Source organism: Bifidobacterium miconis (genome assembly GCF_019331735.1).
Lineage (GTDB): Bacteria > Actinomycetota > Actinomycetes > Actinomycetales > Bifidobacteriaceae > Bifidobacterium > Bifidobacterium miconis.
The window spans coordinates 39748-65272 of the sequence record NZ_JAHBBH010000012.1 but is presented as its reverse complement, the minus strand read 5'-3'; the positions used below and the strand labels follow the sequence as shown (position 1 = coordinate 65272).

Here is a 25525-nt window from a genome sequence, read left to right as displayed (position 1 = left end):
GCGGAGTGCCGAATGGCGCCGATGATATGTATCGATATGATGTTACGATGACGCGCAACGCACAATGTTCGACGCGGGATGCCCTACGTCGCTACTTCAACGATGGAGTGAACTGATGGCAAGCATAATGACCACATCAATGCTGCAGGCGGCCGACATGATCGCCGGGCCCGACAACGAAGTCGTCAACGACACCGGCATGCGCCGGCCGCCGGTCATCGCCCGGTCGATCGCACTGGACGCGGCCCCCGCCCGCGCGCTGCTGCACGTCAGCGCGCACGGGCTCGTCGAGGCCGAAGTCAACGGCCGCACAGCCGGCGACGACGTGCTCACGCCCGGCTGGACCGTCTACGGCACCCGACTGCCCGTCTGGACCTACGACGTGACCGACCTGCTGCACGCCGGCCGCAACGAGCTCGTCTTCTGGCTCGGCGACGGCTGGTACCGCGGCCGCATCGGCTTCGGCGGCGGCCAAGAAGACTGCTACGGCACCCGACTCGGCCTCATCGCACAGCTCGAGATCACCGACGCGAACGGGAACACAACCGTCGTCGCCAGCAACGCGGATGACGGCCGGTGGCGCGCGTCATACGGGCCGATCGTGTCCAGCGGCCTGTACGAAGGCGAAACGTTTGACGCGCGAGCTGCACTGCTGCCGGCCGATGCAGATCACGCTTGGCAACCGGTCGGACGGCTCGACTTCGACCGGGACACGCTGTATCCGGCCGACGAAAGCACCGCGATCCGCTGCATCGGCGAACGCGAGCCCGTCGCGATCAGCCGGCTCGCCGACGGCCGCTGGCTCGTCGACTTCGGCCAAAACTGCACGCAGCGCGTCGTCCTGCGCATCCCGGGCGTTCCGGCCGGGCACGAGATCGACATCCAGCACGTCGAAGTGCTCAACCCCGACGGCACGCCCGCCACGCGCCCGCTGCGCCGCGCCGTGCAGCACGACCGGTACATCGCGTCCGGACGCGAATGCGAGGCGACGTGGTGGGAGCCGCGGTTTACCATGCACGGCTTCCGGTACGCGGTCATCGGCGGCTGGCCGGACGGTCGCGAGTTGACCTCCGCCGACCTGCATACGCGCGTATACAGCTCGGCTCGCACCCGGCTTGGTTGGTTCTCCTGCTCCGACGAACGCGTCAACCGGCTGCATGAGAACGTGCGTTGGTCCATGCTGTCCAACTTCGCGTCGATCCCCACCGACTGCCCGCAACGCGACGAACGCTTCGGCTGGACCGGCGACATCGCCGTGTTTGCGCCCGCCGCCGAATACCTGTACGACGTGACCGGATTCCTTGACAGCTGGCTCGACGACGTGGCTATCGAAACCGATACGTGGGGCACCGTGCCCTACTACGTGCCGTACCCGTACCCGGGCTGGGGTAAGCCCGATGCGGTCGCGCTGTGGGGCGACGCCGCGGTGATGGTGCCGTGGGCGATGTACATGTCCACCGGCGACGCCGGCGTGCTGCGACGGCATCTGCCGCTGATTCGCCGCTGGACGGACCAGGAGGCCGCGCTGCTGTCCGACGACGGTGTGTGGGACCGCGAGCCCGACGTGTGGTGCGGACAGCTCGGCGACTGGCTCGACCCGACCGCCCCGCCCGACGATGCGGCCCGCGCCATGACCGAAAAGCCGCTCGTCGCCACCGCGTTCGCCGCGCACTCCGCCGCGCTCGTCGCGCGCATGCTGCGCGTCGTCGGCGATGATCGGGCCGAGGGCAGACGCGACGCCGCGCGTGATGCCGCGCACGACGCCGCGTACTACGACCGGCTGGCCGCGCACATCCGCGCCGGATTCCGCGCGCGGTTCGTGCGCGGCGACGGTCGCATGACCTCCGACACGCAGTGCGCGTACGCGCTCGCCATCGCGCTCGAACTGCTGGACGACGCGGAGGACGGTTCGCGGCTGCGCTCGATCGCGGGCGAGCGGCTCGCCGAACTGGTGCGCGAACGCGGTTTCGTGGTCGGCACCGGATTCGCCGGCACGCCGTACGTGCTGGATGCGCTGTGCGCGACCGGCCATGCGGACGAGGCGTTCTCGCTGTTCCTGTCCGACAAGTGCCCCTCGTGGCTGTACCAGGTGCGCATGGGAGCCACGACCACGTGGGAGCGCTGGGATTCGATGCTGCCCGACGGCAACGTGAACCCGGGAGACATGACCTCGTTCAACCATTACGCACTCGGCTCGGTGGCCTCGTGGATGCACGACGCGATCGGCGGCCTGCGGCTCGCCGCGCCCGGCTGGCGCGAGGTCGTGGTGGCTCCGCGGATCGCCGCCGCGCTCGCGCATGGCCTGACCTTCGGATCGGCCTCGCACGAGACGCCGTTCGGACGCGTCGAAGCGGCGTGGAAGCAGAGCGAGGATGGCGTCGTGTCGCTTGACGTCACGGTGCCGGAGGGCGTGACCGTGGTGCTGGGCGTGGATGCTGACGGGTGCGTCGCGGGTTCGCGGCTCGCAGGCGGCGTTCACCGCCTCCGTTTGCGGTGATGCGTGTCAGGCGCCGGTGGATTCGCGGGCGATGAGGCGGTAGCCGATGGTGGCGCGCGTCGGCTGGTCCGACGCGTCGGCCACGGAGCCGGTGTCCGCGCCGGCGGAACCTGTGGATGCTCCGGCGCCGTTGACGGTGTTGCGCCGTTCGATGCGGCGCGTGATCATATCGAGCGCGAACTGGGCGAGCTGGTCGAGGTCGACCTGAATGGTGCTCAGCGTCGGCGTCGAATACGCGCCGAAGCTCGTGCCGTCGATGCCGATCACCTTCACGTCGTCCGGCACGCGCAGCCCGCGGTCCTTCAGCCCGCGGATCACGCCGAACGCCGCATAGTCGTTCGCGCAGAACACGCCGTCGAACGGCCTGCCGGAGGATTCGCCGACCGCGAGAATCGCGTCGCCGATCGCGTGGCCCGCCTTGATGCCGTAGTCGCTGTTGTACCCGTAGAACATGATCGACTCGTCGTATGCCAGCCCAGCGTCGAGCAGGGCCCCGCTCGCTCCGCGCAGGCGCAGCCCGTACGAGGTTTCGACGTGCGCGAGCTCTGCGCGCGGCACGAACTCGCCGCCGACGATCGCGATATGGCGGCAGCCGCGTTCGATGAGATGCTGCACGGCGGCCCGCGCGCCGTCTTCGTTGGGGAAGTTCACCGTGTCCACGCTGGGCGTTTCCTCGCAGCCGTCGATGAGCACGAGCGGCCGGCCGGCGTTCATGCGGGCGAGCGGCAGGTTGGTGCCGAGGCCGGAGGCGTGGATGATTTCGCCGTCGAACAGCTGGTCGGAGAACGGGTTGCGGGTGAGCGCGCGTTCGGCCGCGGTGGGCGAGTATCGGGTTTGTTCGACGAACGGCGTGAGGCCGCGTTCGGTGGTCGCCGTGGCGAGCGCCTGTACGAGCTTGGAATAGAACGGCGAATCGAATTCGTTGACGATGATGTGGATGATGTTGCTGCGGCCCGACTTGAGCATGCTGGCCGTCAGGTTGATGCGATAGTCGAGCCGCTCGGCCGCGGCGAGGACCTTGGCGCGCGTCGATTCCTTGACGCCGGCCTTGCCGTGCAGCGCGTTTGACGCGGTCATAGGGGAGACGCCGGCCGCGGCCGCCACGTCGCGCAGTGTCGTTTTGCCGTTTGCCATGATTGTCTCCTTTGCGGTCGTCCGGCTTGTCGCCGCGGCCCGTGCACGGGGCATTGCCGTGCATCGCCGGCTGCACCGTCATCAATTATGCAACTTAGTTATGTAACGGTATGCAGAAAATCGCCGCTTGTAAAATCATGGTTGCGTGTCGCAGAACGTTGCAATGCTGGGCGACTCTCCGAAAGGCTTGCCGGTTGTCGTATTGAGATTTGCCGATAAAATATGTATCGGTACATATTAGCTTGCGATTTACTACACAGACGAAAGCAGGTCACAATGGCGAATCTTCCTCAGGCATGGCGCCCGCCGATGGGCTGGAACAGCTGGGATTCCTACGGAACCACCGTCAACGAGGAGGAGGTGCTCGCCAACGCGCGGTTCATGGCCGAACACCTCAAGGACGCCGGCTGGGACACGCTGGTCATCGACATCGACTGGTACGACCCGACCGCCCGCGCCCACGGCTACAACAGCAACGCGCCGCTCATCCTCGACGAATACGGCCGCCAGCTGCCCGATCCGGTGCGCTTCCCGTCCGCCGCCGACGGCAAGGGCTTCGGCCCGCTCGCCGCCGCCGTGCACGAGCTGGGTCTCAAGCTCGGCGTGCACATGATGCGCGGCATCCCGCGCATCGCCGTCGACAAGAACCTGCCCGTGCTCGGCACCGAATACGGCGCCAAGGACGTGGTCGACCTCGAACACGTGTGCAAGTGGAACCCCGACAACTACGGCCTCAACCAGAAGCATCCGGGCGCGCAGGCATGGTACGACGCGCAGCTCGACTTGTTCGCCTCGTGGGGGCTTGACTTCCTCAAGGTCGACGACATGCAGACCCCGTTCCACTCCGACGAGATCGCCGCCTACCACCGTGCGATCGCCAAGGCCGAAGCCAAGTACGGCCGTTCCATCGATCTGTCCCTCTCTCCCGGCGGCTGGGTCGCGACCAGCTACGTCGACTTCCTGCGCGAGAACGCGCAGATGTGGCGCATCTCCGACGACCTGTGGGACCGCTGGGAGGACATCTACCAGCAGTTCGCGCGCCTCGCCCGCTGGGCTCCGTTCCAGACGACCGGTCACTGGGCAGACGCCGACATGGTGCCGTTCGGCCACATCGGCCTTCGCGCCGAGCGCGGCGACGACCGCCAGTCCCGTCTGACGCTCGACGAGCAGAAGACGCTGCTCGCCCTGTGGTGCATGGGCCGCTCGCCGCTCATGGTCGGCGGCGACCTGCCGACCAGCACGCCCGAGACGATCGCGCTGCTCGCCAATCCGGCCCTGCGCGAAGTGCTCGCCGGCTCGACCAACAACCGCGAAACCGTGCGCGAACGCATCTTCAAGCACTGGTGGGAGGACGACTCCTACCGCGGCGAATTCATCGTGTGGGCCGCCGACGCGGCCGACTGGGCCGACGGCACGCCCTCCGCGCACGCCGGCGGTCACTACGCGGCCCTGTTCTGGACCGGCTCCGACGACTTCGAGATCGGCGGCAACATCCAGCTGCAGTCCATCGTCGGCCTCGACGCGCGCGACGACGACTGGACGCTCACCGACCTGTTCGCCGGCGCGCCCGGCAAGCCCGCCGACGTACGCATCGAAGGTGAAGGCGCGGACCGCATCATCACCGGCACGATCCCGGCGCACGGCGCTCTCTGGATCGCCCTTGATCGCAAGTAAGCCCATCGAACGAATAACGGAGCGTCCGCCGCACATCAGCAGGTTCGACGTATGCCAATACGCTGTCACCTGCCGATGCACGGCGGCCGCACGCGTTCTTCGTCCGCTGCCATAACGCAGCCTGTATCAATCATCAAAGGAGACTTTTCATGACGGACAAACTCGTCGCGACGCTCGACAAGGCGGGCGTGCGCAAGGTCAGCACCGATCTGTGGGGCATTTTCTTCGAGGACATCAGCTATTCGGGCGACGGCGGCCTCAACAGCGAGCTCGTGCAGAACGGCGCGTTCGAATACAACCGCGCCGACAAGAACGACTGGAGCAACTACACCGCGTGGCGCAAGATCGTGCCCGCCGGCTCGTTCGCCGCGTTCGGCGTGCGCGAGGCCGCGCCGGTCGCGACCGAAAACCCGCACTATGCGGTCGTCGAGGTCGGCTCGGTCGACGGCGGTCCGGTCGCGCTCGAAAACATCGGCTTCGACGGCATGGTGTTCCGCGCCGGCGAAACGTACGACTTCAGCGTGTGGACGCGCGCGCACGACCGCGAACTGCCGCTGACCGTCGCGCTCGTCGGCGACGACGGCACGCCGCTCGCCACGGCTGAACTGACCGCGCCGGCATCGTACGCGGGCGGCGACTGGTCGTGGCTGCACGCCGAACTGACCGTGCCGGAAGCCGACGCGTCCGACGACGCCGGCGACAAGCCGGTCGTCGCGTCGCAGGGCATGCTGCGCGTCGCGTTCGACCAGCCCGGCGTCGTCGACGTGGACTTCGTCTCGTGCGAGCCGCGCACCACGTACAAGGGCCTCGAACACTTCCGTCCGGATCTGGTGAAGGCGCTCGACGAACTGCACCCGCGCTTCATGCGCTTCCCCGGAGGCTGCATCACGCACGGCCTCGGCATGAGCAACATGTACCACTGGGATCGCACCATCGGCGACGTGGAGCACCGCCCGCACAACTTCAACGTGTGGGGCTACCACCAGTCGTTCCGCATCGGCTTCTACGAGTACTTCCGCCTGTGCGAAACCATCGGTGCGAAGCCCCTGCCCGTACTGCCGGCCGGCGCGAGCTGCCAGAACACGAGCCAAGGCCCGGTGCCGGTCGCGCAGGAGGACATGCCCGCCTACATCGACGAGGTGCTCGGCCTCATCGACTTCTGCAACGCCGACCCGGCCACCAACGCATGGGCCGCCAAGCGCGCCGAAATGGGCCATCCGGAGCCGTTCGGCCTCGAATACCTCGGCATCGGCAACGAGGACCTCATCGACGACGTGTTCAAGAACCGCTTCCAGCAGATCTTCGACGTGGTCAAGGCCGCGCACCCTGAAATCACCGTCGTCGGCACCGTCGGCCCCGCGCCGAGCGGTCAGGACTACGAGCAGGGCTGGGCGTACGCGCGCGAAGCCGGCATTCCGATCGTCGACGAGCACTCCTATCAGGCGCCGAGCTGGTGGTTCCACAACCTCGACCACTACGACGACGCCGACCGCCAGGGCCCGAAGGTCTACCTCGGCGAATACGGCTCGTGGGGCACCGGCCTCATCAACGGCCTGTCCGAAGCCGCGTTCATGGGCCGCATGGAATTGAACGGCGACGTCGTGCACATGGCGTCCTACGCGCCGCTGTTCTGCAAGAACGGCCACGACAGCTGGAACCCGAACCTCATCTACTTCGACAACGAGCACGTCTACCACCCGTACAGCTACTGGGTGCAGCAGATGTACGCGACCACTACGGCCGACACCGCATGGCCGGTCGCGATCGACGGCACGACCGCGTTCCGACGCAAACTGCCGGACACGATCGGCGTCAAGATCGACGGCGGCGCGCACGCCGACTTCAGCGAGTTCTCCATCGAAACCGCCGACGGCCAGCGCGTCGACCTGCCGGACGTCTCCTACCGCGGCAACGGCCCGATCGACCTCGGCGTGGACCTCCACGCGGACGCGTACACGATCCGCGCCAAAGTCACCTACCACGAGGGCATGTGGGGCGTCAACATCGTCTCCGGCGACCTTGCGGGCAAGAACCACAACCGCACGTCGCTCGGCCGCGGCTTCGGCCTCGGCCTCATCCGCGACGGCGCCGGCTACAACATCGCCGGCACCGAAGTGTCGATGGACGCCGTGCGTCCCGGCACCGTGTGGGACGTACGCGTCGACGTCGCCGATCGCGGCGAGACGATGAAGCTCACGATCAACGGCGAAGTCGTCGCCGAAGGCCGCGAAGTGCCCGACGAACCGCGCCGCACCGTGTCCGTCTCGCGCGACGAGGAGGCCGGCGTCGACTACATCCGCATCGTCAACGCACTGCCGGAGGCGGCGGACGTCGACCTGACGCAGGTGCTCGACGAACTCGGCGTGAGCGAGGCTGCGCGCGCGAACGCGACCGCCAACGTGCTCACCGGCGACGATCCGTACGCGGGCGACAAGGGCGCCGAATCGCCGACCCGGCCGACGGCCCACGAGGCGGACCTCGCGTCCGGCACGTACACGGCGCCGGCCTGGTCGTTCACCACGCTCGTCATCCGCTGAATTCCTCCGCGGCATCAGCCGAGACTAGACTGAAGGGAGCGCATGCGCCGCCCACGCGATACATGGGTTGCGCATGCCTCCCTTTTGTCATGCCGAAGCCGGCATTCGGTCGAAGACGTCCAAACCGGACGTCTCTGGCCAACCGCATCCGACCAACCGCATCCGACCCGACCAAGGAGCACCACCGTTGTCCGCCCCGACCGACGCAGCCGACGTCTACGGCACAACCATCGACATCGCAATGGACACCAGCGCCGACGTCTTCGACGCGACCGTCAACGACAAGACGGGCGCTGGCAGCGGCGGCAGCAAGGCGCTCGCCGCCGCCGTCGCCACGCCCGGTCCGCGCAAAATCACCATGCGGCAGGCCATCGGTTTCGGCATCGGCGACTTCTACGGCGGCGGACAGCTCACCGTCTGCGCCACCTACCTGACGCTGTTCTGGACCCGCTTCTGCGGCATGGACATCGGCACCGCACAGACCGTGGTCGGCCTGAGCGCCATCATCAGCGCGTTCGCCGCACTCCTGTTCGGCGTCTTCGACGACAACCTCTACCGCTATCCGATCGGCCGGCGGTTCGGACGGCGCCGGCTCATGCTGCTCGTCACGTCGCCGCTCATCCTCACCGGCGTGCTGCTGTGGATCCCCGGACTGCCGGTCGGCGTGTACTTCGCGACCTACGCGCTGTGGGTCGTGCTCGGCCAGTCGTTCGCCACCGGATACAATCCGCTGCCCGGCGAAATGACGCCCGATTTCAACGGGCGCACCAAACTGTCCACCACGCGCCTGTTCATCTCCACCGGCGCGGGCACGCTCATCCCGCTCGCCGGCAGCGCCGTTCTGGCCGTATTCGGCGAAACCAAGCCCGACGGGTACATGGCATTCACCATCACCACCACCGTGCTGTTCGCGCTCGCCGTGTTCGGCGCATGGCGGTTCACGTGGGAAATGACGCCGGAGGAAGCCGGATTCGGGGCGTACGCGCGCGGTGAGATCCGCGACGGGCATATCGGGCTGGCCGGCTGGTGGCGGCGCGCGCTCAAGGTGCTGCGCGAATACGCGACCACGCTGCGCGTCTCCGTGTTCCGCAAGCATTTGGCGATCTACCTGCTCGTGCAGGTCTCGATGGACGTGTTCGGGCAGACGTTCGTGTTCTTCGTGGTCTACAACTGGAACCACACGGCCGCGTTCGCCTCGCTGCTGCTCGGATGCCTTGCGATCTCGCTGCCGCTCATGCCGTTGTTCGGGCTCGGCATGACCAAGCTCGGGCCACGCCGCATGTATGCGATCAACTTCGCCGGATGCCTGAGCGGGCTGGCGTGGCTGTTTGTCGCGTGGATGCTGGCTCCGGGGGCCGGCGCGGGATCGGGCGACGTGAGCTTGCCGGGAACGTGGTGGACCGTGTTCGCCGTGGCCGGCGCGGTGTGGTTCTTCGCGTTCAAATCGCTGTGCGGATACCTGCCGTGGGCCGTGTTCCCGTACATCGCCGACGTGGATCAGATCGTGACCGGACGGTACCGTTCCGCCACGTTCTCCGGCATTCAGTCCTCGTTCCGCCAGCTGTGCTCGGGACTGGCGACCATCGCGGTGGGCGCGGTGCTCTCGTTCGTGGGCTTTGATGCGACGCGCGCCGCCCAGACGCCGGCGGCCCGCATCGGCCTCGGTGCGGTGCTGCTCGGATGGTTCGCGTTCGCCATGATCGTGTGCTGGATCATTTCCTCGCGTCTGACCATCGACAAGCGCACCGACGGCATCGTGCTCGCCGAAATCACCCGTCTGCGCAACGGCGGCAGTAAGGCCGACGTGACGCCCGAAACCCGACGCGTCGTCGAATCGCTCACCGGCCTGCCCTACGAGCGGTGCTGGCGTTGAGCGGCGTGGGCGGCACGTGGGCGGTGCGAGTGACGTGCGGCAGAGCGGAAGGCGCAACCCTCATTCGACTGAATGGATGACGGCGCCCTCTTTCTGGCAGATGACGGCGTCCGGCGTATGGACTCGTGCATGACTCATCCTTAAATCCATCCATAATCCATCTATCTGGGTTGAGTGCGGTACTTTTTCGATCATGCGGACATCTATCTTCGTCGAGTGTGGTACGTCTGTGTACCATCAACGAATACAAAGGCCGAAAAATGGCGGATTGGCAGCGTCGGTACTCGTAATGTCCTTGATGACCCACCACACTCAACGAAGATGGATGTTCGCTCGACCGGAAAAGTACCGCAGTGAACGCAGATAGACGATAACAATGGGGCCGACAAAAGAACGTGATGGGCTCGCCGCCGTTTTTCGGAGGATATCGTTGCGGATCAACAAGCGCGGGCATGGCTGTCCATAGGCCTGTCCCATCTGCACAACGCAATGCTGTTTTGTCTCTCAGCCACGGCATCGCATGTCGGGTGGCTCCGGCGACACCATGATCAGCAATCGCCAATCGGTCTGCTCGATGAACCGGTTGAAACCCGTTGCCGAAGATTTCAGCCGGGAAGATAACGAAACGATCGGCCGTCAGCGCAGCGGGCGATCGACCGGCATGCGGATATCTTCAGCAAGTGGCCCGATTTGTCCGCAATGCGCGCTGCCACCCGTCGGGCGAGGGCCTCTTCGCTGTCTTTGGCGCCGAGATCAAGACTGGTGACTTGGACGTACGACCATCCAGCGTCTTCGATGCGTTTGCGACGATTGCTGTCGGTCAACCATTGGGAGGCATGATGCCTGCCATCATATTCAACCGCAACCCGCCATTGCGGGAACGCCATGTCAAGTAGCAGCGTCCTGCTGGTTTGCGGATCCTGAATGGCATGGTTGACTTCCGGGCATGGCAATCCGTACCGCATCAGCGTCAACCGTGTCCGCGTCTCCATGGACGAGTCCGTTCGTTCCCTCATCAGACGCAACGCTTTCACGCAGTTATTGAAGCCTCGGGGCAATCTTCGCTCGGCGGGATATTCGGCTTTCCATTCCCTGAATCGCTGCAGAGCCGATTCGAAGTCGTCCAAGCCTGCTCGTCGCAGCCGCAAATCCCTTCTCATCATGGAATCGCCGAGTACCACCAATTCCTCAAGAGCGAGGCGCGAGGCCATCATCATCCAGGTATGAACGGGATCCACGCAGGTGAGGCGTTCCACCTCTACCGTTGCCAAAGGGCCCTCCCACACCACAAAGCGCACGTCCCTCAGCCGTGGACGGTCTCCCGCTTTCCTCACGCAGGCGACGAGATCATCCGCGTTGATGCCGGACATGCGCGGCTGTTCCACGGACAGCAGATCCAATGCCGTTGACATCGCAAAAACGAGTTTGTTGCGCGTACGGCGTTGCGCCTGCATGCAGGTCCGCATACGTCGATACTTGAGTTCTGACAAGGATGTCAGTGCATAGGAACCGTTCCCGTTCATGATTTGACTGTAGAGGAACATGACTGGTGATGCCAGCGCTTGCCGGATGATTGTGGATATGTGGAGAAAAACGCGCTATCCACATGGTCTGTCTGGATTGTGCATAACTCGCTCCGGTTCCCATGGTCAGCGCCACGGCCTTGTTCCGATCCATGGACATGGCGGCCTATTTGCCCGAACGGGGCAGATGACGCTGCCGGGCGAGATCGAAGGTGTAGATCGCGAGCGCGAGCCAGATCACCGAGAATGAGACGAACCGGTGTGCGGGCACCCGTTCGCCCAACACCAGAATGCCGAGAATGAGCTGAATGGTCGGCGTGATGTATTGGGTGAAGCTCAGCAGCAGAAACGCCGCGTGCTTGACGCCGTACGACGTGAGCACGAGCGGGATCACGGTGAGCAGGCCACAGCCGGCGAGCAGCGCCCACACCCACCACGGTTCGCCCGCCGGCACGCCGAACCGCGGCTGCGCGGCGAGCGCCGCGAACGCGATCGGCGAGAGCACGCCGGTTTCGAACGTCAATGATTCGAACGGATCAAGCGGCACGAACCGTTTGATCAGGCAGTAGCCGCTGTAGCTGAACGTCATGAGCATGGCCACGCCCGGGACGTGCCCGGTGTCGACGACGTACAGCGCCGCGCCCGCCAGCGCGACGAGCATGGACACGATGCCGAGCCGCGTGGTGCGTTCCCGCAGCAGCACAAGCGCGAGCAGCATGTTGATGATCGGCAGGAGGAAGTTCGCGGCGCTCGCCTCCGACGTGCGTCCGATCGAGACGAGATAGATGTAGACCACCCAGTTCACCGTGACGAGCACGGCTGCAGCTGTTGCCATCCAGAAAATACGCTGCGTGCGCCACATGGCGCGTACGCTCCGCACGAACCTCGCCCACCGGCCGGACGCGAACATGAACAGCAGCATGACGATGGCCGCCGTGAGGATGCGGTACAGCATCACGTTCATGGACGGCACGCTTGCCAGCGCCGCCCAGTACAGCGGAAACATGCCGTAGAAGAAGGCCGCGAACAGTGTCGCCGCGACGCCCTTCGGGGTTTGCGTCACTTGGTCGCGGCCGGCGCCGATGGTGTTGCTTGCGTTCTGCTGATGCTGCTCGTTGCTCACCGGACGATGATACCGCGGCGGCGAGCTTGTCAATCGGCGTTGGCGTTCACGCCTCCGCCCACGCCGCCAGCCGATCGGCGTCGGCGGTACGCAGGAAGCGGAACCGCAGTTCGTCGATGTCATTGGTGACGAACAGCGGCATTCGCAGGGTTTCGATGCCGCGCGGCTCGCGCCACAGCGCCGATGTGCGCGACACGGACTGCACGCGTGACCGGCGGGTGACCATCATGTACCGGCTTAGACCGCGCGTTCCGGTCGCCACGATGCGGTGGGGAAGTGTCATGGCCGGGGCGCTCTCCAGCGTTTTCGCATCGGCGGTCCCGCCAGCGGAAACCGCGGAGGCCGCAGGATTCGCCGATCGGACGCAGTCGTTGATGAGGGGAATCGTCGTCTTGCCCTGCGGCTGTGCTGTGCCGCCGGTAACGTTGCCCGCAATGTCGCGCGCGTCGTTCGTCTTCCTGTCCGTCATCTCGCCCGGCAGCGCATACCCCTCGACCCGAGCGCGCAGCCAATCGCAGACCGTCCACAGCGCGGCGGCCAGCGTTACGATCGCCGTCACCGGCCATGCCCACCATCGGCCCGTCCAGCCGTACGTCAGCATCACCCCGACCGTCCCGGCGACGGTCAGCAGCCCGCACGTGATCGGTAATGTCACGTAATACCGCGTCAGGCCGCGGCCGGTGCGACGCATCGGCAGATCGTCGCGCACATCCCACTCCGGTAGCATCGCGCGCAGGATCGCGGTCACGCGGCGCGTGCCCACGACCGGCAGGATGTCCGACGCATCGGAACCGGACGCATCGTCGTCGCCGGAGTTCGTCGACGCGCTCAGGCCGAGACTGACCGAGCACAGCCGGAACGGCCGGCGCAGCAGTGACTGGCGGATCACGATCGTCTGAATGCGGCTGACCGGCAGCGTGGACGTGCGGCGTGTGAACAGACCGCGCACGATCACCAGGTCGTCGCCGCGACGCCACACTTCGAACCCGTAGAACCGCAGCATCGCCGCAACGACGCTCACGGCCATGACCACAACGACGCACGCCGCCGCGAACAGTGCGATCGACAGGGCCCCGCGCGCGACGATCGCGTCGACCGACCGCGTGGCCGAACGCATCCAGTCGCGCGGGATCAGGTCATGGATTTGGTCGAAGAACGCGTACATCGCCAGTGCGGCGGTGAGCGCGCCGATGTTGGTGACGGCAAACAGGATGATGTCGCGCACGGACGCGCGGAATACCGGCCGGTCGGAGAACGCTGAGATGCGAGGGATGCCGTCGCGCGCGGGGATGTCGTTGTCGGTCGGCTTACGTGACGCCGGGGTTTGCGATGCCGATGCCGTTGATGCCGATGCCGTTGATGGTGATGCCGTTGCTGCGGGTGCCGCCGATGCGGGCGACTGCGCGGCGGATGCCGGTGCCGATGCGCTGGCCGCGCGCAGCGACTCCAGCTCGAGCTGCAGCGCGACCGGCACCGCGTCGAGCGTGATGTTTGCGTCCGATCCGGCCGCCGTGATCGTCAGCCGCGTCACGCCGAACGGCTGCAGGTACATCGGCGACGCGCTGTCGATCGTGTGGATCGCGCCGTATCCGATCGTGCGGTGTTTGCGCGAGAACAGGCCCGTACGCAGCTCCAGCGCGTCCGCTCCCAGCCGGTAGCGCGTGGTCAGCCATTCGGTGACGGCCGGCACGACGAACAGCGCCAATGCCAGCACGACGGCGCCAGCGAAAATCCAGTCGGACCAGCCGTTGCGGATGATCCGGTAGCCGACGACGGCGAGCAGCACGCCGATCGCCGACTTGACCGAGCCGGCGACGCCCATGATCAGCGCAGCCGGATGCAGCATGCGCCATCCGTCATCGTGACGGCCGGGATGTGCTGGATCGTTCGTCTCAGTCGTGCACATCACAAGTCCTCCTTCGCGACGGCGACGCGTTCGGCGATAAGCGCCGTCACACGTTCCGCCTCGGCCGTTTCGAGCGATTCGATCTTGTGCTCGCCGACGGCGGTGTGCACGCTGATGGTCGTCAGACCGAACCGGCGCAGGATCGGGCCTTGCTCGGTGTCCACGTGCTGCACGCGGTTGTACGGGATCGTCGTGGTTGTGCGGAACAGCCAGCCGTCTCGGATGCGCAGATAGCGGTCGCCGATCATGAAGCGGTTGAACGCGTAGCGGTAGCGCGTCTGCAGCGGCTGCGACGCGAGACTGAGGATCGCGCCCGCGCCGACCAAACCGATGACGAGCGGCTGCCAGAAATGCCACCAGCCGTTGAACCAGCAGATCGCCGCCGCGACCGCGCATCCGGCGAGCCAGCATGCGCAGCTGACCGCCTCGCCGATCATCCAGACCTGGTCCATGCGTTCGGGCAGCTTGCGCCACTCGTTCGTGTGGTTCCACGGGACGGACTGTGAGGGATCGTGCCTCGGCGGTTCGGGCGTTGCCGGTTCGGATGGCATCGGTATGGGCGCCGTTGATGCGGGCCTCGCCGGTTCGGCGACGGGCGGAGCCGCGGTTGCCGGGATGTTGGATGCTGCGGATAGGGCGGTCGTTTGCGGTGGTGCGCCGGTGTCGATGATTGGTTTCGGCGATGCGGTGTCGTCCATGAGTTCCCCTTCTGCGGATGCGCGTGCGCACGGTTGACGTACGGTTACGATGCCTTCACTCTAGACGAAGCGGATGCGGCTGCGACGATTGGGTACACGCTTGTTGACTAGGGGACGAGGTGGACTGGACAAATCGGCGGGAATGCGGTTGAGTGGAGACCGTGAGCAAGGGAGATCCCGTGACCGAGTCCAACATGTTCCCGCCGGAGAAACGTTCGCCGGCGTCGTTATCTGCATCGTCGACGTCGTCTGAGTCGTCGACGGCACTGTCCGGCGATCCGGTGTCCGGCGATTCGGTGTCCGGCGATCCGTACGGCACTGGTCCGTACGCGGCGAATCCGTACGTGACGTACGCCCAGTCGCAACGGGTCGGGGCAACGGCGTCGGACGCGCGTCGTCCCGCGCTGTGGGAGCCGTGGTACGGGATCGGTTTCCGCGCGGCGACCGTGCGGATGTTCCGCAAGACGTTCGTGTTCCACGGGCGCGCGTCGCGCGGCGAATACTGGTGGGCGTGGCTGTTCGGCATGCTCGTGCAGGCGGTCTGCATCGCGATCGCAAGCGTCGCCATGCTGTGGGCCGGCGTCGGGACCGCGGTCTGGGACGACGCGGGAACCGTGGCGCAGCTCGTCTGCTGGCTGCTGCTGTTTCTGCCTGACCTGTCGCTGTCCGTGCGCCGGCTGCACGACGAGAACCTGCGCGGATGGTGGGTGATTCTGCCCACCGCGCTGCAGCTCGGCGCGTTCGCGGCGTTTTTCGCGGTGCTGTTCGTCGGCGGCATGATCGACGGATACGCCGGGGGTGACGACGGTTCGCTGCAGGTGACCGTCGTGGCCACGCTGACCATGCTCGGCATGCTGTTGCTGGCCTTGCTCGCGTCGGTGCTGCTCATGATTCTGCCCAGCGACTCGCGCGGCGCGCGATTCGACCGGCCGCCAGCGGTGTCCGATACGGCCCGCGAGGAGGCGCGATGACCGGTCCGGCTGACTGCAACCGTCCGCATGACGACGATTTGCGCGACGGCAATCCGCTCGTCGGTTGGCGCGCGTGGTGGCGCGAGCCGCACTTTCTGGAGAAAAACACGATGTTCGGCTGCGTGCTGATCGTGCTCGAACTGATCGTCATGCCGCCCGATTCGCCGGTGCAGATGCTGCTCGCGCTCGCGTGGCTGGGACTCATCGCGGCGATCCCGTTCATGCGCGGCGTGCCGTGCGCGCTCGTGCTGCTGGCCGCTGTCGTGGGATGCTCGTTTTTGCCAGGACAGGGCTGGTGGACCAGCGGTGGCACGGCGATCATGACCGCGTTCCTCGCCGTCGGCTATCTGCTGCCGCGGTGGGGTGCGGTCGCGGCGGTATTCGGCTACGCGATGATCGACGCGATCGGTTTCTCGTTCGCCGGCACCAATTCGATCGGCGGCCGCGCGATCCGCGGCGTCATCGGCGCGATCAACGACATCGTCGCCGACGATGCAGCGACGGGCGGCGCCGCGGCTCGCAAACAAGCCATTGCAGCCGCGCTGCCGCAGTATTCGGTCATCGTGCTCGTGTTCACGTTCGTGCTCGACCTGATGATCGTCGGGTTTCTCGTCACGTTCGGCGCGGCGTTCCGGCGCACCGCCGACGCGAACGAGCGGGCCGCGCGCAGCGAACGGCTGTTGCGCCGCATCACGCGCGAACAGGAGCTCGCGCACATGATCCACGATTCGGTGGCCAACGACATGTCCACCATCGCCATGCTCGCGTGGCGGGCGAAGGCCGCGGTTGCGGCAGACTTCGATGACATCCGAAAACCGCGCCAAGGCGACGGACGATTCCGCGGATTCGTCGGGCGTCCCAGCCGTTCCAGCCGTTTCGGGCATTGCCGGCTCCGGGGATCTCGACGCGATGCTCGACACCATCTACGAACGGTCGCACCATGCGCTCGACCGCGTGCACGAGGTGATCGACGTGCTTAACGGCACGCGGGAACCGGTGACTAATCCGGATTTGTCCGAAGGAATTGCCGCGCATGAAGAGGGCATGGAATCTCCGTTCGAAGCGCAACTGGAAAAGTACGTCGAAGATCAGGATCGCACGATGGCCATGCTGGGCATTCGGGGTACGTCCCAAGTGCGGTGTACGGGCTCGAAGACGGTGTCGCCAGCCGTGAGAAGAGCGACGATGAACCTTCTGGAGGAAATCTATGCGAATCTGGTGCGGCACTGCGCGATGCGGGCGGATCCGGCATACCACTTGTTCGTCACTATCGACGATCGGCGTATTCGCATCAACGAGGTCAACGTGCTCGCGGACGAATCCGATTCCTTGACCCATGGTCACCGGCATGGCAGCGGTCTTAGTCTTCATCGCGCGTCCATCGAGGCGTTTGGCGGCACGTTGCATGCCAGTGCGCAGGATGGCGCGTGGACGATCGACGCTGAAATTCCGATTGTGGCCAACTAGCGACTTAACCAGATCGCGATGGCGTGGGCGAGGGAATGGGCGCCGAGCTTGTCGACCGCCCGGTGCGCGTGCGTGCGCACGGTCGAAGCGGCCACGCCCCAACGCGAGGCGATCTCGTCGTAGCTGAGGCCCTGCGACAGCAAATGCAGGGTTTCGGACTCTTTGGCGCCAAGCTTGGGGCGGTTCCCGGTGTTGGCATCGACATCGGTCTCGGTGCCGGGCGTGATGGCCGCTTCGGGCACGGTTGAAGCGGCCGCGGTTCCCGTCACGACGACCGCCGCATCGGCGGCGCGGAACATGCCTGCGAACTGCGGCGGGGCAAAGGTTCCGCCGGTCGCCACCGTACGCAGCGCCTTCGCCAACTGCGGAATGTCCGCCTTCGATACGATGCCCTGCGCACCCGCCTTGGCAGCGCGACGTGCATACGCGTCCGTCGGAAACGCGGTGATGGCGAGCAGCGCCACCCGGTTGGTGCGCTGCCGGATCATACGGCATACGCTCACGCCGGTCGCGTCTCCAAGCGACATGTCCACCAACAGCACCTGCGGCCGCGTATCCGGATCGAGCGTCCTGTGCACCGCCTCGTCCGCGGTTTCCACGCCCCACAGCCATCTCGATTCCGGCAGCAGCTGCGGCATGATCCCCTTCAATGCCAGCAGCGCCATGCGATCGTTGTCCACCGCTGCCACCGTCACCGGCACGCGTGCGGACCCTTGTGTTTCGACCATGAATCCCATCCTAATTGTTCGGGGTTCGTCTTGCCGTCATTGCTTGGACGGGTCATGAACGTTCGCTGGTAGACATGTGTGGATATCGTCACGATTCGTTCAGCAACGACGGGTAGCCTGAACGGCATGAGCACCAACGAACCTCAGCCCCAGCATCAGCCGGATTCCGGCGCACCGTCGCAGCCGACGCGGTCGCAACCGTCCGCACAATCCCAGCAGTCGCAGCAACCGCAATCGTATCCGCCGTATCCGCAACAGCCGCAGTATCAACAGCCGCAATACCAAGCTCAGTCGTCGTATCAGCAGTACCAGCCATACCCCTACGCCTACCCGCCGCAGCCGCCGGTCGACCCGGAAACGGTCCGCCGCCGCACCCTGCGCAAAACCGTCGGCCGCGTCGCCGGCCTCGCGCTCGCGTATCAGGCCATATTCACCGCCACAAGCCTGATCGCGGGCATGGTGATCGGCCTCGCCGCCGCCACGTCCCGTTACGGTTCGCAAGCTATGTCCGGCATGTTCTCCGAGCAGGAACTGTCCCAGTTCGAGCAGGAGATCGCCCGGCAGACCGTGCAATGGACCGGCGCGCTGTACATTCTGGCCGTCGCGGTCGGCTTCGCGTTCATGCTGCTCATGCGTCATCGCACGATCCTCACGCGCGCGTTCTGGACCGGCGACCCGCGCGAGCCGCATGCCGCGATGCGCCCCGCGTGGCTGCTTGCGTTCGCCGCGATGCTGGTCGGCGTGCAGGGCGTGTCCATTGTGATCCAGGTCGCGTTTGCCGCGCTCGACACGCCGCTCGCGTCACCCACGTCGGAGGGCATCGAGGAGTCGGCCGTCACGGTGAGCATGTGGCTGTACATCGGCCTGATCGGGCCGGTCATCGAGGAACTCGTGTTCCGCGGAGTGGTGATGAAGGAGCTCAAGCCGCTCGGCAGGAATTTCGCGATCCTCACCTCGTCGCTCATGTTCGCGCTGTTCCACGACGACGTGGTGCAGGGCTTGTTCGCGTTCGCGTGCGGTCTGATCTTCGCGTTCGTCGCGATGGAGTATTCGCTGGTGTGGTCGATCGTGTTGCACGTGTTCAACAATGCGGTCATCGGCGGCGTGTTCAGTGCGATCGCCGACCGGTTCGGAGATACGGGCAACGTCGTGTACGCGGTGTGTTTGGTGATCGTCGGCGTGGGCGGCCTGATCTGGGTGCTGCTCAAGTACGGCTGGGGATTGCGCGAGTACGTGCGCGTCAACCGGTCCGCGCCCGGCACGTACTGGGGCTGGACGTCCGGCCTGTTCCTCACGCTGGTGATCCTGAACGTGCTGATTGCGCTTGTTTCGTTCGCGATGGCGATGGCCGGCGCGGCATGATCGCGTGATCGGCGGCCGGTCTGGGCGTGTGCGGAGGACGGCTTGTCTTACAGTGGAATGGACCGATTTTCCGCATGCTGTTTGCCTGACGTTGGGAGTGCCATGAGCGATTTCGAACCGTTCTACGATGTGAACCTGAGCTACGACGACAATTACGCGAAGGGCCCGTTCGGCGCGTTCGCCGCGGCGCTTGCGGCGGACGCGGACGGGACCGCCGCCAGTGCGGACGCCGCCGGTGCGGTTGCCGACGAGTCGGCCGTCGACTTCCTCGGTCACCAGGTCAACCTGCCGTTCGGCATCCCCGCCGGCCCGCTGCTCAACGAGCGGTTCACCACGGCCGCGTTCCGCGCCGGCTTCGACCTTGCCACCTACAAGACCGTGCGCTCGCGCGCGTGGGGCTGCAACCCGTTCCCGAACGTGCTCGCCGTGCATCCGCAATCCGCCGACGGCTCGCTCATCCCCGGCAGTGCCGAACTCGACGAGGGCGTGCTCGCCGACACCCGCTACGAGCAGCCGATCTCCATTTCCAACTCGTTCGGCGTGCCCTCGCGCGACCCGGACGAATGGCAGCCCGACATGAAGCGCGCCATCGCCGCCGCAGGTCCGGGCCAGCTGCTCATCCCGAGCTTCCAGGGCTCGCGTACGGAAGGCATGACCACCGACGACTACATCGCCGACCATGTCGCCACCGCGCGGCTTGTCACCGAAACCGGCGCCGACCTGATGGTCATGAACACGAGCTGCCCGAACGAGGGCCACAACCGTCTGCTGTGCCACGATCCGGCGCTGGTCGGGCGCATCACCGAGGCCGTGAAGAACGAGATCGGCGACCGCGCGCTCGCGATCAAGCTCGCCTACATCCCGCCGACCGAAGTGACCGGCGGCTGGGGTCCGGAGCGCACGATCGTCGACGATTCCGCGCTCGAGTTCATGGTGAAGGAAACCGCCGAGCGTGGCACGGTGCAGGCGTTCTCCGCGATCAACACGATTTCCGCACGACTGGTCGACGCGAACGGCGAACAGGCGCTGCCGGGCGCGGGCCGCGACCGCAGCGGCGTGTGCGGCCGTGCGATCCGCCGCGCCGGCCTCGACATGGTGGCCCGTCTGGCCGCGATCCGCGAGAAGCTCGGACTGGACTACACGATCATCGGTTTGGGTGGCGTGGTCTCGCCCGAGGATTATGCCGCGTACCGCGCGGCCGGTGCCGACGCGGTGATGAGCGCCACCGGTGCCATGTGGGACGCCGACCTCGCCCGCAAGATCAAGGCCGCCCGCTGAATCCCGATGCGTGACGTGCGCCGCGGCGGCAGCGGCGCATCGGAGCGTTATGGCGTTACGGCAGGTAGTCGAAGGCCGTGCGGACGGTGACCGGCTTTCCTGCCGTGATGACGTATTCGATCGCCGGGATGGCGGTTTTCGGATGCACCAGATTCGTGTTCGGATCCGCTTCGATGATCAGCGGTTTCGGCTGCGGATCCGCGTTGTCCGCGCCGTCACGGTCGTCCGGACCGTCCGTCAGCGCGGCGGCGCTGCAGAACAGCCCGTCGCAATCGCACCGCGCATTCAATCCCCCAACCGCCCGCGTCGGCCGCCGCAGATCGTCGTTGTTCACCGCAAAACCGCAGTCGTATGCGGTGCAGTCCACGTCCGACATGATCCGATGCGTGCGCACGTGACCGTGTTCGGTCGCTTCCACCGTCGTTTCGACCCGCACGCCGCGGCACGGCGACCAGCGAATCGCAAACCCGCGGGAATCCGCGCGCAGCAGCTCGGCGACGCCCTTGCAGTACACGAATCCGTCGATGCGGAATGCAAGCATGCTGTCGGGCGCGTTCTCGCGCACGTTCATCATCGAATGCGCCACCGAGAACCCGAACGCGCTCGAATACGCGAACTTCGAATACTTGTCGATATCGTGCGCGCGACGGTCCGCGCCGACCAGCCCCGGCGTCAGCAGCACCACGTCGCCGTCCGACCCGCGTTGGACGATCGTGTGCGTCGCCTCACTGTAATGACGCGGCTCCAGCTGCGGCATCGGCGCGGCCGGCACCCGCCAGAACTCGTGATCGGCCGGCAGCGCGAGGAACAGGAACGCCTCGAGCCCCCAATACGGCGAGCCCGGCGCGTTGTACGACTCCTGCATGCGCAGGTTCGGGTATCCGTAGCCGATGGTGAGTACGCCCGCATTGTCGAAAATCGGGCGGTTCAGCCAATCCGCCAGATGCCGGGCGATGATGCCCTTGAGCACCGGCAGCGGGAACACGTCGATGCCGGCGACAGCGCACGCGGAGAAGAACGCGACTTGCGCGAACCGGTAGGTCTGCGAACGGCCGAATGCGGGGGCGGGGCCGTCGGGCGAGAACCAGTGGATGTAGTCGCGGCCGAACTCGTAGGCGCGTTCGCGGAACCGGCGCGCGTTGTCCGGATCCTCGTCGGCCATGAACAGCGCATAGAGCACGCCGAACGTCACCAATACGAACGGATTGTAGTAGTCCTTGTCGCCGTTCGCGCCGTCCGAATACCAACCGCCGCGGTCGTACAGACTGTTGATGAACTCGACTCCGGCCTTGAGTTTCGCGGCATCATACGGCATGCCACGCTTGAGCAGCGCCACGTTGGCGATGATGCGGAAGAACGTCCAGTTGCTGGACAGGCAACGGTGACGGTTGATCTCGTTGAGCCAGTCGGCGAGGTTGCGTTTCGCCTCGTCGCCGAGCGGATCCCACACCTGCGCGGGCGCGAACAGCATGCCGAACGCGATCGACGCCATTTCGCAGAACTTCTGGTCGTAGTCGTGGCAGGGATGCCAGTAGTCGGGATGGTTCGGGTCGGTGCCGGCGGTCAGGCCGTCGCGCACGATGCGCTCGAAGTCGGCGTCGCGGCCGCCGCCGGCCCAGAACGGGGTGAGCCCCCACAGTACGCGCGAGAACGCCTCCATGGGAATGGTGTCGTTCTCGTACCAGGTGCTGGTCGAACCGATGTCGAGACGTGCGCCGGAAGGCGAGTAGAACGGTTTGACCGGGTCGATGATGCGTTTGAGCACGGCGCACGCACGATCGCGGGTGCTGAAATCGTCGACGGTGATGCGCAGTTGGCGGGGACTCATTGGTATGCCTGATTTCTGGATGATGGTGTTGCGGATGATGTGGATGGGAGCTGCGGTCCGCGTTCAGTCGGCGTGTTCAGTCGGCGTGTTCTTCGACGGTGAACACGGTCTGCGTGCCGTCCGGCGCGGTGACGACGGCCTTGTCGGCCGGGGTCAGGCCGGTCGGCAGCGTCGCGTAGAAGTCGATCGTGCCGGAGCCGTTGAAGGAGAATGCGGCGCGCCACTGTTCGGGCGTGATGTCGTGCAGCGGACGCTCGGCGATCATGCGGCGGTTCTCGCGGTCGAGCGCGAAACCGCTGTCCGGGCGGGCCCACAGCGACCACGGGATCACCGTGCCGGTGACGCGCGCACGGCCGTCGGCGCCGGCCGCGTCGCCGTCGACGGCACCGCTGTCGGCCGCGTCGATCAGCGTCTTGGCCGACTGCCCGCCGTTCACGCGATCGTCGTCCGCCAGCCGCGTCCAGATCACCTGATCGGCCCAGACCGTCGCGTCGTCGGGCGCACCGGCTGCGTCATCGTGCGTGTCAGTTGCGCCGGCTGCATCGTGCGCGCCGGTCGTGACGGCAGTGCCGTCGTCGTACGCGCCGTACGCCCAGATCGTGTACGTGCCCGGCTCGTCCAGCAGCCCGTCCACGGTGAACACGCCGTTGCCCTGCGCGACCGCATCGTACGCGACCTGCGCGCCGCCGTCATGCGCGACGCGCAGCCACACGCGGTCGAGATTCGAATACACGCGCACCGTGCTCGGTCCCTCCGCGCGCGCCGTGTACCGCCGCGACGCGATGTACACGAACGGATCGAGCCGGTTCCAGTTCGCCTTGTGCAGGTAGAACGCGTCCTTCTTCACCCGCCGGTTCCACGTCACAAGACCCTTGTTGTTGATTTCGAACCGTCCCGCCTCGCTCGGCCGGTGATCTACGCCGAAATCGAACATGTTCCACAGCGACGTCGACCACAGCCAGTTGTGTGTGTTGATGTACGCCAGCGCCTCCTCGTGCTGCAGTGACTGGTATTCCTCGGGCTGCCAGTAGCTGTTCGGACGCGTCTTATGCGCGTTCGGATGCAGCTCGTGCTGGTCGACGCTCGCGCCCGTGCCGTACTCCGACAGGCCCAGCGGGCGGCGTTCGATCGAACGCTTCTGCTCGATGAGCGCGCCGAAACCGGGCTGCGAATACCAGCCGGGATACATGTTCCACGAGATGATGTCGCTCGCCCAGTCGTCGCGCTCGCTGGCGGTCTCGTCCTGATCGGCGGCCTGCGTGGTGTAGCGGGTCGCGTCCTCCGCGTGCGCGAGATCGTTCAATTCGCGCGACAGCTGCGGCATCGCGATCCACTGGTTCGCGGTGTTGTGGTTGCCGACCTCGTTCTGCAGTCCCCAGAAGCAGATCGACGGGCGGTTGCCCTGCTGGCGGATCAGTTCGACCAGCTGCTCCTTGGTCACGTCCGCGAAGCGCTCGTCCTCGCCCACCCAGTCGATGAACGGGATCTCCGCCCACACGATCACGCCATTCGCGTCGCACAGGTCGTAGAAGTAGTTCGCGTGCGGGTAGTGCGCGAGGCGCAGGTAGTTCACGCCCATCTCGAGTATGAGCGTGAAATCCTCGAGATGTTGCGCGTCGTGCAGCGCGTTGCCGAGCCCCTCGCGGTCCTGATGCCGCGTGACGCCGCGCAGCGGGTGCGACCGGCCGTTGATGAAGAACCCGTCGTTCTGACTCACGTGGAACCAGCGGTAGCCGACCTTCTCGCTGACCGAGTCGAGCGTGGGCGTGTCGGTCGTGCCGGTGTCGGCTGCGCTGGGGTGGGGTGCGGCGTCCGCATCGATGAGCGTCATGCGAACGTTGTACTGGTAGGCGATGTCGCTGTTGTCGGCGTTGTGCGAGTAGTCGATCGGCTCCCACAGGTGGGGATTCACGATCTCGACCGCACGATCGACGGGCGTGCTTGCGTGCGGTGCGATTTCGACGTTCGTCGTGTCGCCGGCCACGATGCGTCCGTCCCGGTCAACGATGGACGTGGCCACGAGCATGCGACGCAATCGGTCGGAATCATTGACGACGTTCGCATGGACTTCGGTCAGGCCGAGGTGCTCGGGCCGTTCGATCGACTCGCTGCGACCCGCGTTCGGCGTGACGACGCGCAGTCCGGACGCGCCGTGGTCGTCGAGCGCGAGATGCACGTCGGCGGTCTGGATGAGTCTCGCCGGGCGATAGATGCCGCCGTAGAAGTTGAAGTCGGCGAACAGCGGGGCGACGCGCAGGTCGCGGCGGTTGTCGACGCGCACGGCGATCACGTTGTCGCCCTCGTGCAGCACGTCGGTCAGGTCGAAGCGGAACATCGCGTAGCCGCCGAGGTGTGCCGGGTCTCCGGTGTCGCGGGTCGTGTCCTGCGGATCGGAGCCGAGCGGGGCGAGCGCGCGGCCGTTCACGTACAGCGAGGTGATTGAGTTCACGCCGTCGAACTCGAGATATGTGCGGCGGTCAGGGGAGGCGGCGATCGTTGTGGGCTTGATGACGGTGGCCCGGCCAGCGTCCGTGGTGGCGGCAATGACGTGTAGATGCGCGCGATACCAGCCGACCGTGCGGTTCATGTTGCCGCGCACGCCGTCGTTGGTATCGAGTGCGTTCCAGGTGTGGGGGAGGGTGACGGGCTCCCAGCCGGCCGCGTCCGAATCGTCGCAGTCAGGTGCGGCGGCGATGGATGGTTCAAGGATGTCGTCGTTGCCGTGCCCGCAGGTGAATCGCCAGCCGAGGTCGGCGAGGTCGACGACCGTGCGTTCCGGCCCGTGGTTGAGCGTCGCGGTTTTTCCCGCGTCATGAACCCGATAACGGCTGGTTTCGGTCTGCGCGAGCGGAATGATGTGCGTCATTGAATGAACCCCTTCGTTATATGTATCGATATACATCCGATTATTGTACGCGGGTCGCCT

Annotated in this window: 17 protein-coding genes; 9 read left to right on the top strand and 8 right to left on the bottom strand. The window is 66.0% G+C overall.

Annotated features, from left to right (window positions below; translation table 11 throughout):
- Nucleotides 1-115: 115 nt before the first annotated feature.
- The gene (locus KIH79_RS05785) at nucleotides 116-2497 is read left to right on the top strand and encodes an alpha-L-rhamnosidase (RefSeq protein WP_219058538.1); all 2382 of its coding nucleotides are present in this window, start codon (nucleotides 116-118) and stop codon (nucleotides 2495-2497) included.
- 6 nt (nucleotides 2498-2503) lie between these two features.
- Here the strand turns inward: KIH79_RS05785 and KIH79_RS05780 are convergent, their stop codons facing one another.
- A complete protein-coding gene (locus KIH79_RS05780) occupies nucleotides 2504-3631 on the bottom strand; it encodes a LacI family DNA-binding transcriptional regulator (RefSeq protein ID WP_219058537.1) in 1128 nt (375 codons plus the stop codon).
- Nucleotides 3632-3940: 309 nt separating this feature from the next.
- On the opposite strand from KIH79_RS05780, the gene KIH79_RS05775 reads away from it, so the two are divergent.
- From KIH79_RS05775 to KIH79_RS05765, 3 genes are all read left to right on the top strand, one after another.
- Nucleotides 3941-5305: a glycoside hydrolase family 27 protein gene (locus tag KIH79_RS05775; RefSeq protein WP_219058552.1), complete on the top strand. Its 1365-nt coding sequence runs from the start codon at nucleotides 3941-3943 to the stop codon at nucleotides 5303-5305.
- Between the two features lie 149 nt (nucleotides 5306-5454).
- On the top strand, nucleotides 5455-7842 hold the full coding sequence (locus tag KIH79_RS05770; protein ID WP_219058536.1) for an alpha-L-arabinofuranosidase C-terminal domain-containing protein: 2388 nt from the start codon (nucleotides 5455-5457) through the stop codon (nucleotides 7840-7842).
- Between the two features lie 187 nt (nucleotides 7843-8029).
- Nucleotides 8030-9715, top strand: coding sequence for an MFS transporter (locus KIH79_RS05765; RefSeq protein ID WP_236023644.1), 1686 nt, complete (start codon nucleotides 8030-8032; stop codon nucleotides 9713-9715).
- A gap of 605 nt (nucleotides 9716-10320) precedes the next feature.
- Here the strand turns inward: KIH79_RS05765 and KIH79_RS05760 are convergent.
- The 4 genes from KIH79_RS05760 to KIH79_RS05745 all read right to left on the bottom strand — a co-directional run bounded on the left by KIH79_RS05760 (nucleotide 10321) and on the right by KIH79_RS05745 (nucleotide 14965).
- On the bottom strand, nucleotides 10321-11169 hold the full coding sequence (locus KIH79_RS05760; protein WP_219058535.1) for a hypothetical protein: 849 nt from the start codon (nucleotides 11167-11169) through the stop codon (nucleotides 10321-10323).
- 235 nt (nucleotides 11170-11404) lie between these two features.
- Nucleotides 11405-12361, bottom strand: coding sequence for an EamA family transporter (locus KIH79_RS05755; RefSeq protein WP_219058534.1), 957 nt, complete (start codon nucleotides 12359-12361; stop codon nucleotides 11405-11407).
- A gap of 46 nt (nucleotides 12362-12407) precedes the next feature.
- Nucleotides 12408-14267: a PH domain-containing protein gene (locus KIH79_RS05750; RefSeq protein ID WP_219058533.1), complete on the bottom strand. Its 1860-nt coding sequence runs from the start codon at nucleotides 14265-14267 to the stop codon at nucleotides 12408-12410.
- Nucleotides 14267-14965 (bottom strand): PH domain-containing protein, encoded by a 699-nt coding sequence (locus KIH79_RS05745; RefSeq protein ID WP_219058532.1) that lies wholly within the window; start codon nucleotides 14963-14965, stop codon nucleotides 14267-14269. Before KIH79_RS05745 ends, KIH79_RS05750 begins: the two co-directional genes overlap by 1 nt.
- Before the next feature lie 179 nt (nucleotides 14966-15144).
- Between KIH79_RS05745 and KIH79_RS12840 the strand changes: the two genes are divergently transcribed.
- The 3 genes from KIH79_RS12840 to KIH79_RS05730 are packed head-to-tail and all read left to right on the top strand — an operon-like array spanning nucleotide 15145 to nucleotide 17403.
- Nucleotides 15145-15936, top strand: coding sequence for a DUF805 domain-containing protein (locus tag KIH79_RS12840; RefSeq protein ID WP_219058531.1), 792 nt, complete (start codon nucleotides 15145-15147; stop codon nucleotides 15934-15936).
- Entirely contained in the window at nucleotides 15933-16916 is a 984-nt protein-coding gene (locus KIH79_RS05735; RefSeq protein WP_219058530.1) for a hypothetical protein, read from the top strand. Before KIH79_RS12840 ends, KIH79_RS05735 begins: the two co-directional genes overlap by 4 nt.
- Nucleotides 16846-17403, top strand: a complete 558-nt coding sequence (locus KIH79_RS05730) for a hypothetical protein (RefSeq protein WP_219058529.1) — start codon at nucleotides 16846-16848, stop codon at nucleotides 17401-17403. Before KIH79_RS05735 ends, KIH79_RS05730 begins: the two co-directional genes overlap by 71 nt.
- Here the strand turns inward: KIH79_RS05730 and KIH79_RS05725 are convergent.
- Nucleotides 17400-18131 (bottom strand): response regulator transcription factor, encoded by a 732-nt coding sequence (locus KIH79_RS05725; protein ID WP_219058528.1) that lies wholly within the window; start codon nucleotides 18129-18131, stop codon nucleotides 17400-17402. The two genes, KIH79_RS05730 and KIH79_RS05725, sit on opposite strands and share 4 nt — an antisense overlap.
- Before the next feature lie 126 nt (nucleotides 18132-18257).
- Between KIH79_RS05725 and KIH79_RS05720 the strand changes: the two genes are divergently transcribed.
- Both KIH79_RS05720 and KIH79_RS05715 read left to right on the top strand, forming a co-directional pair.
- Nucleotides 18258-19493 (top strand): CPBP family intramembrane glutamic endopeptidase, encoded by a 1236-nt coding sequence (locus KIH79_RS05720; RefSeq protein ID WP_219058527.1) that lies wholly within the window; start codon nucleotides 18258-18260, stop codon nucleotides 19491-19493.
- A 102-nt stretch (nucleotides 19494-19595) separates the two neighbouring features.
- On the top strand, nucleotides 19596-20771 hold the full coding sequence (locus KIH79_RS05715) for a beta/alpha barrel domain-containing protein (RefSeq protein WP_219058526.1): 1176 nt from the start codon (nucleotides 19596-19598) through the stop codon (nucleotides 20769-20771).
- Nucleotides 20772-20826: 55 nt separating this feature from the next.
- Here the strand turns inward: KIH79_RS05715 and KIH79_RS05710 are convergent, their stop codons facing one another.
- Nucleotides 20827-22599, bottom strand: coding sequence for a DUF2264 domain-containing protein (locus KIH79_RS05710; protein ID WP_219058525.1), 1773 nt, complete (start codon nucleotides 22597-22599; stop codon nucleotides 20827-20829).
- 76 nt (nucleotides 22600-22675) lie between these two features.
- Complete coding sequence (locus KIH79_RS05705) at nucleotides 22676-25465, bottom strand: glycoside hydrolase family 2 protein (protein ID WP_219058524.1); 2790 nt, start codon at nucleotides 25463-25465, stop codon at nucleotides 22676-22678.
- Between the last annotated feature and the right edge of the window lie 60 nt (nucleotides 25466-25525).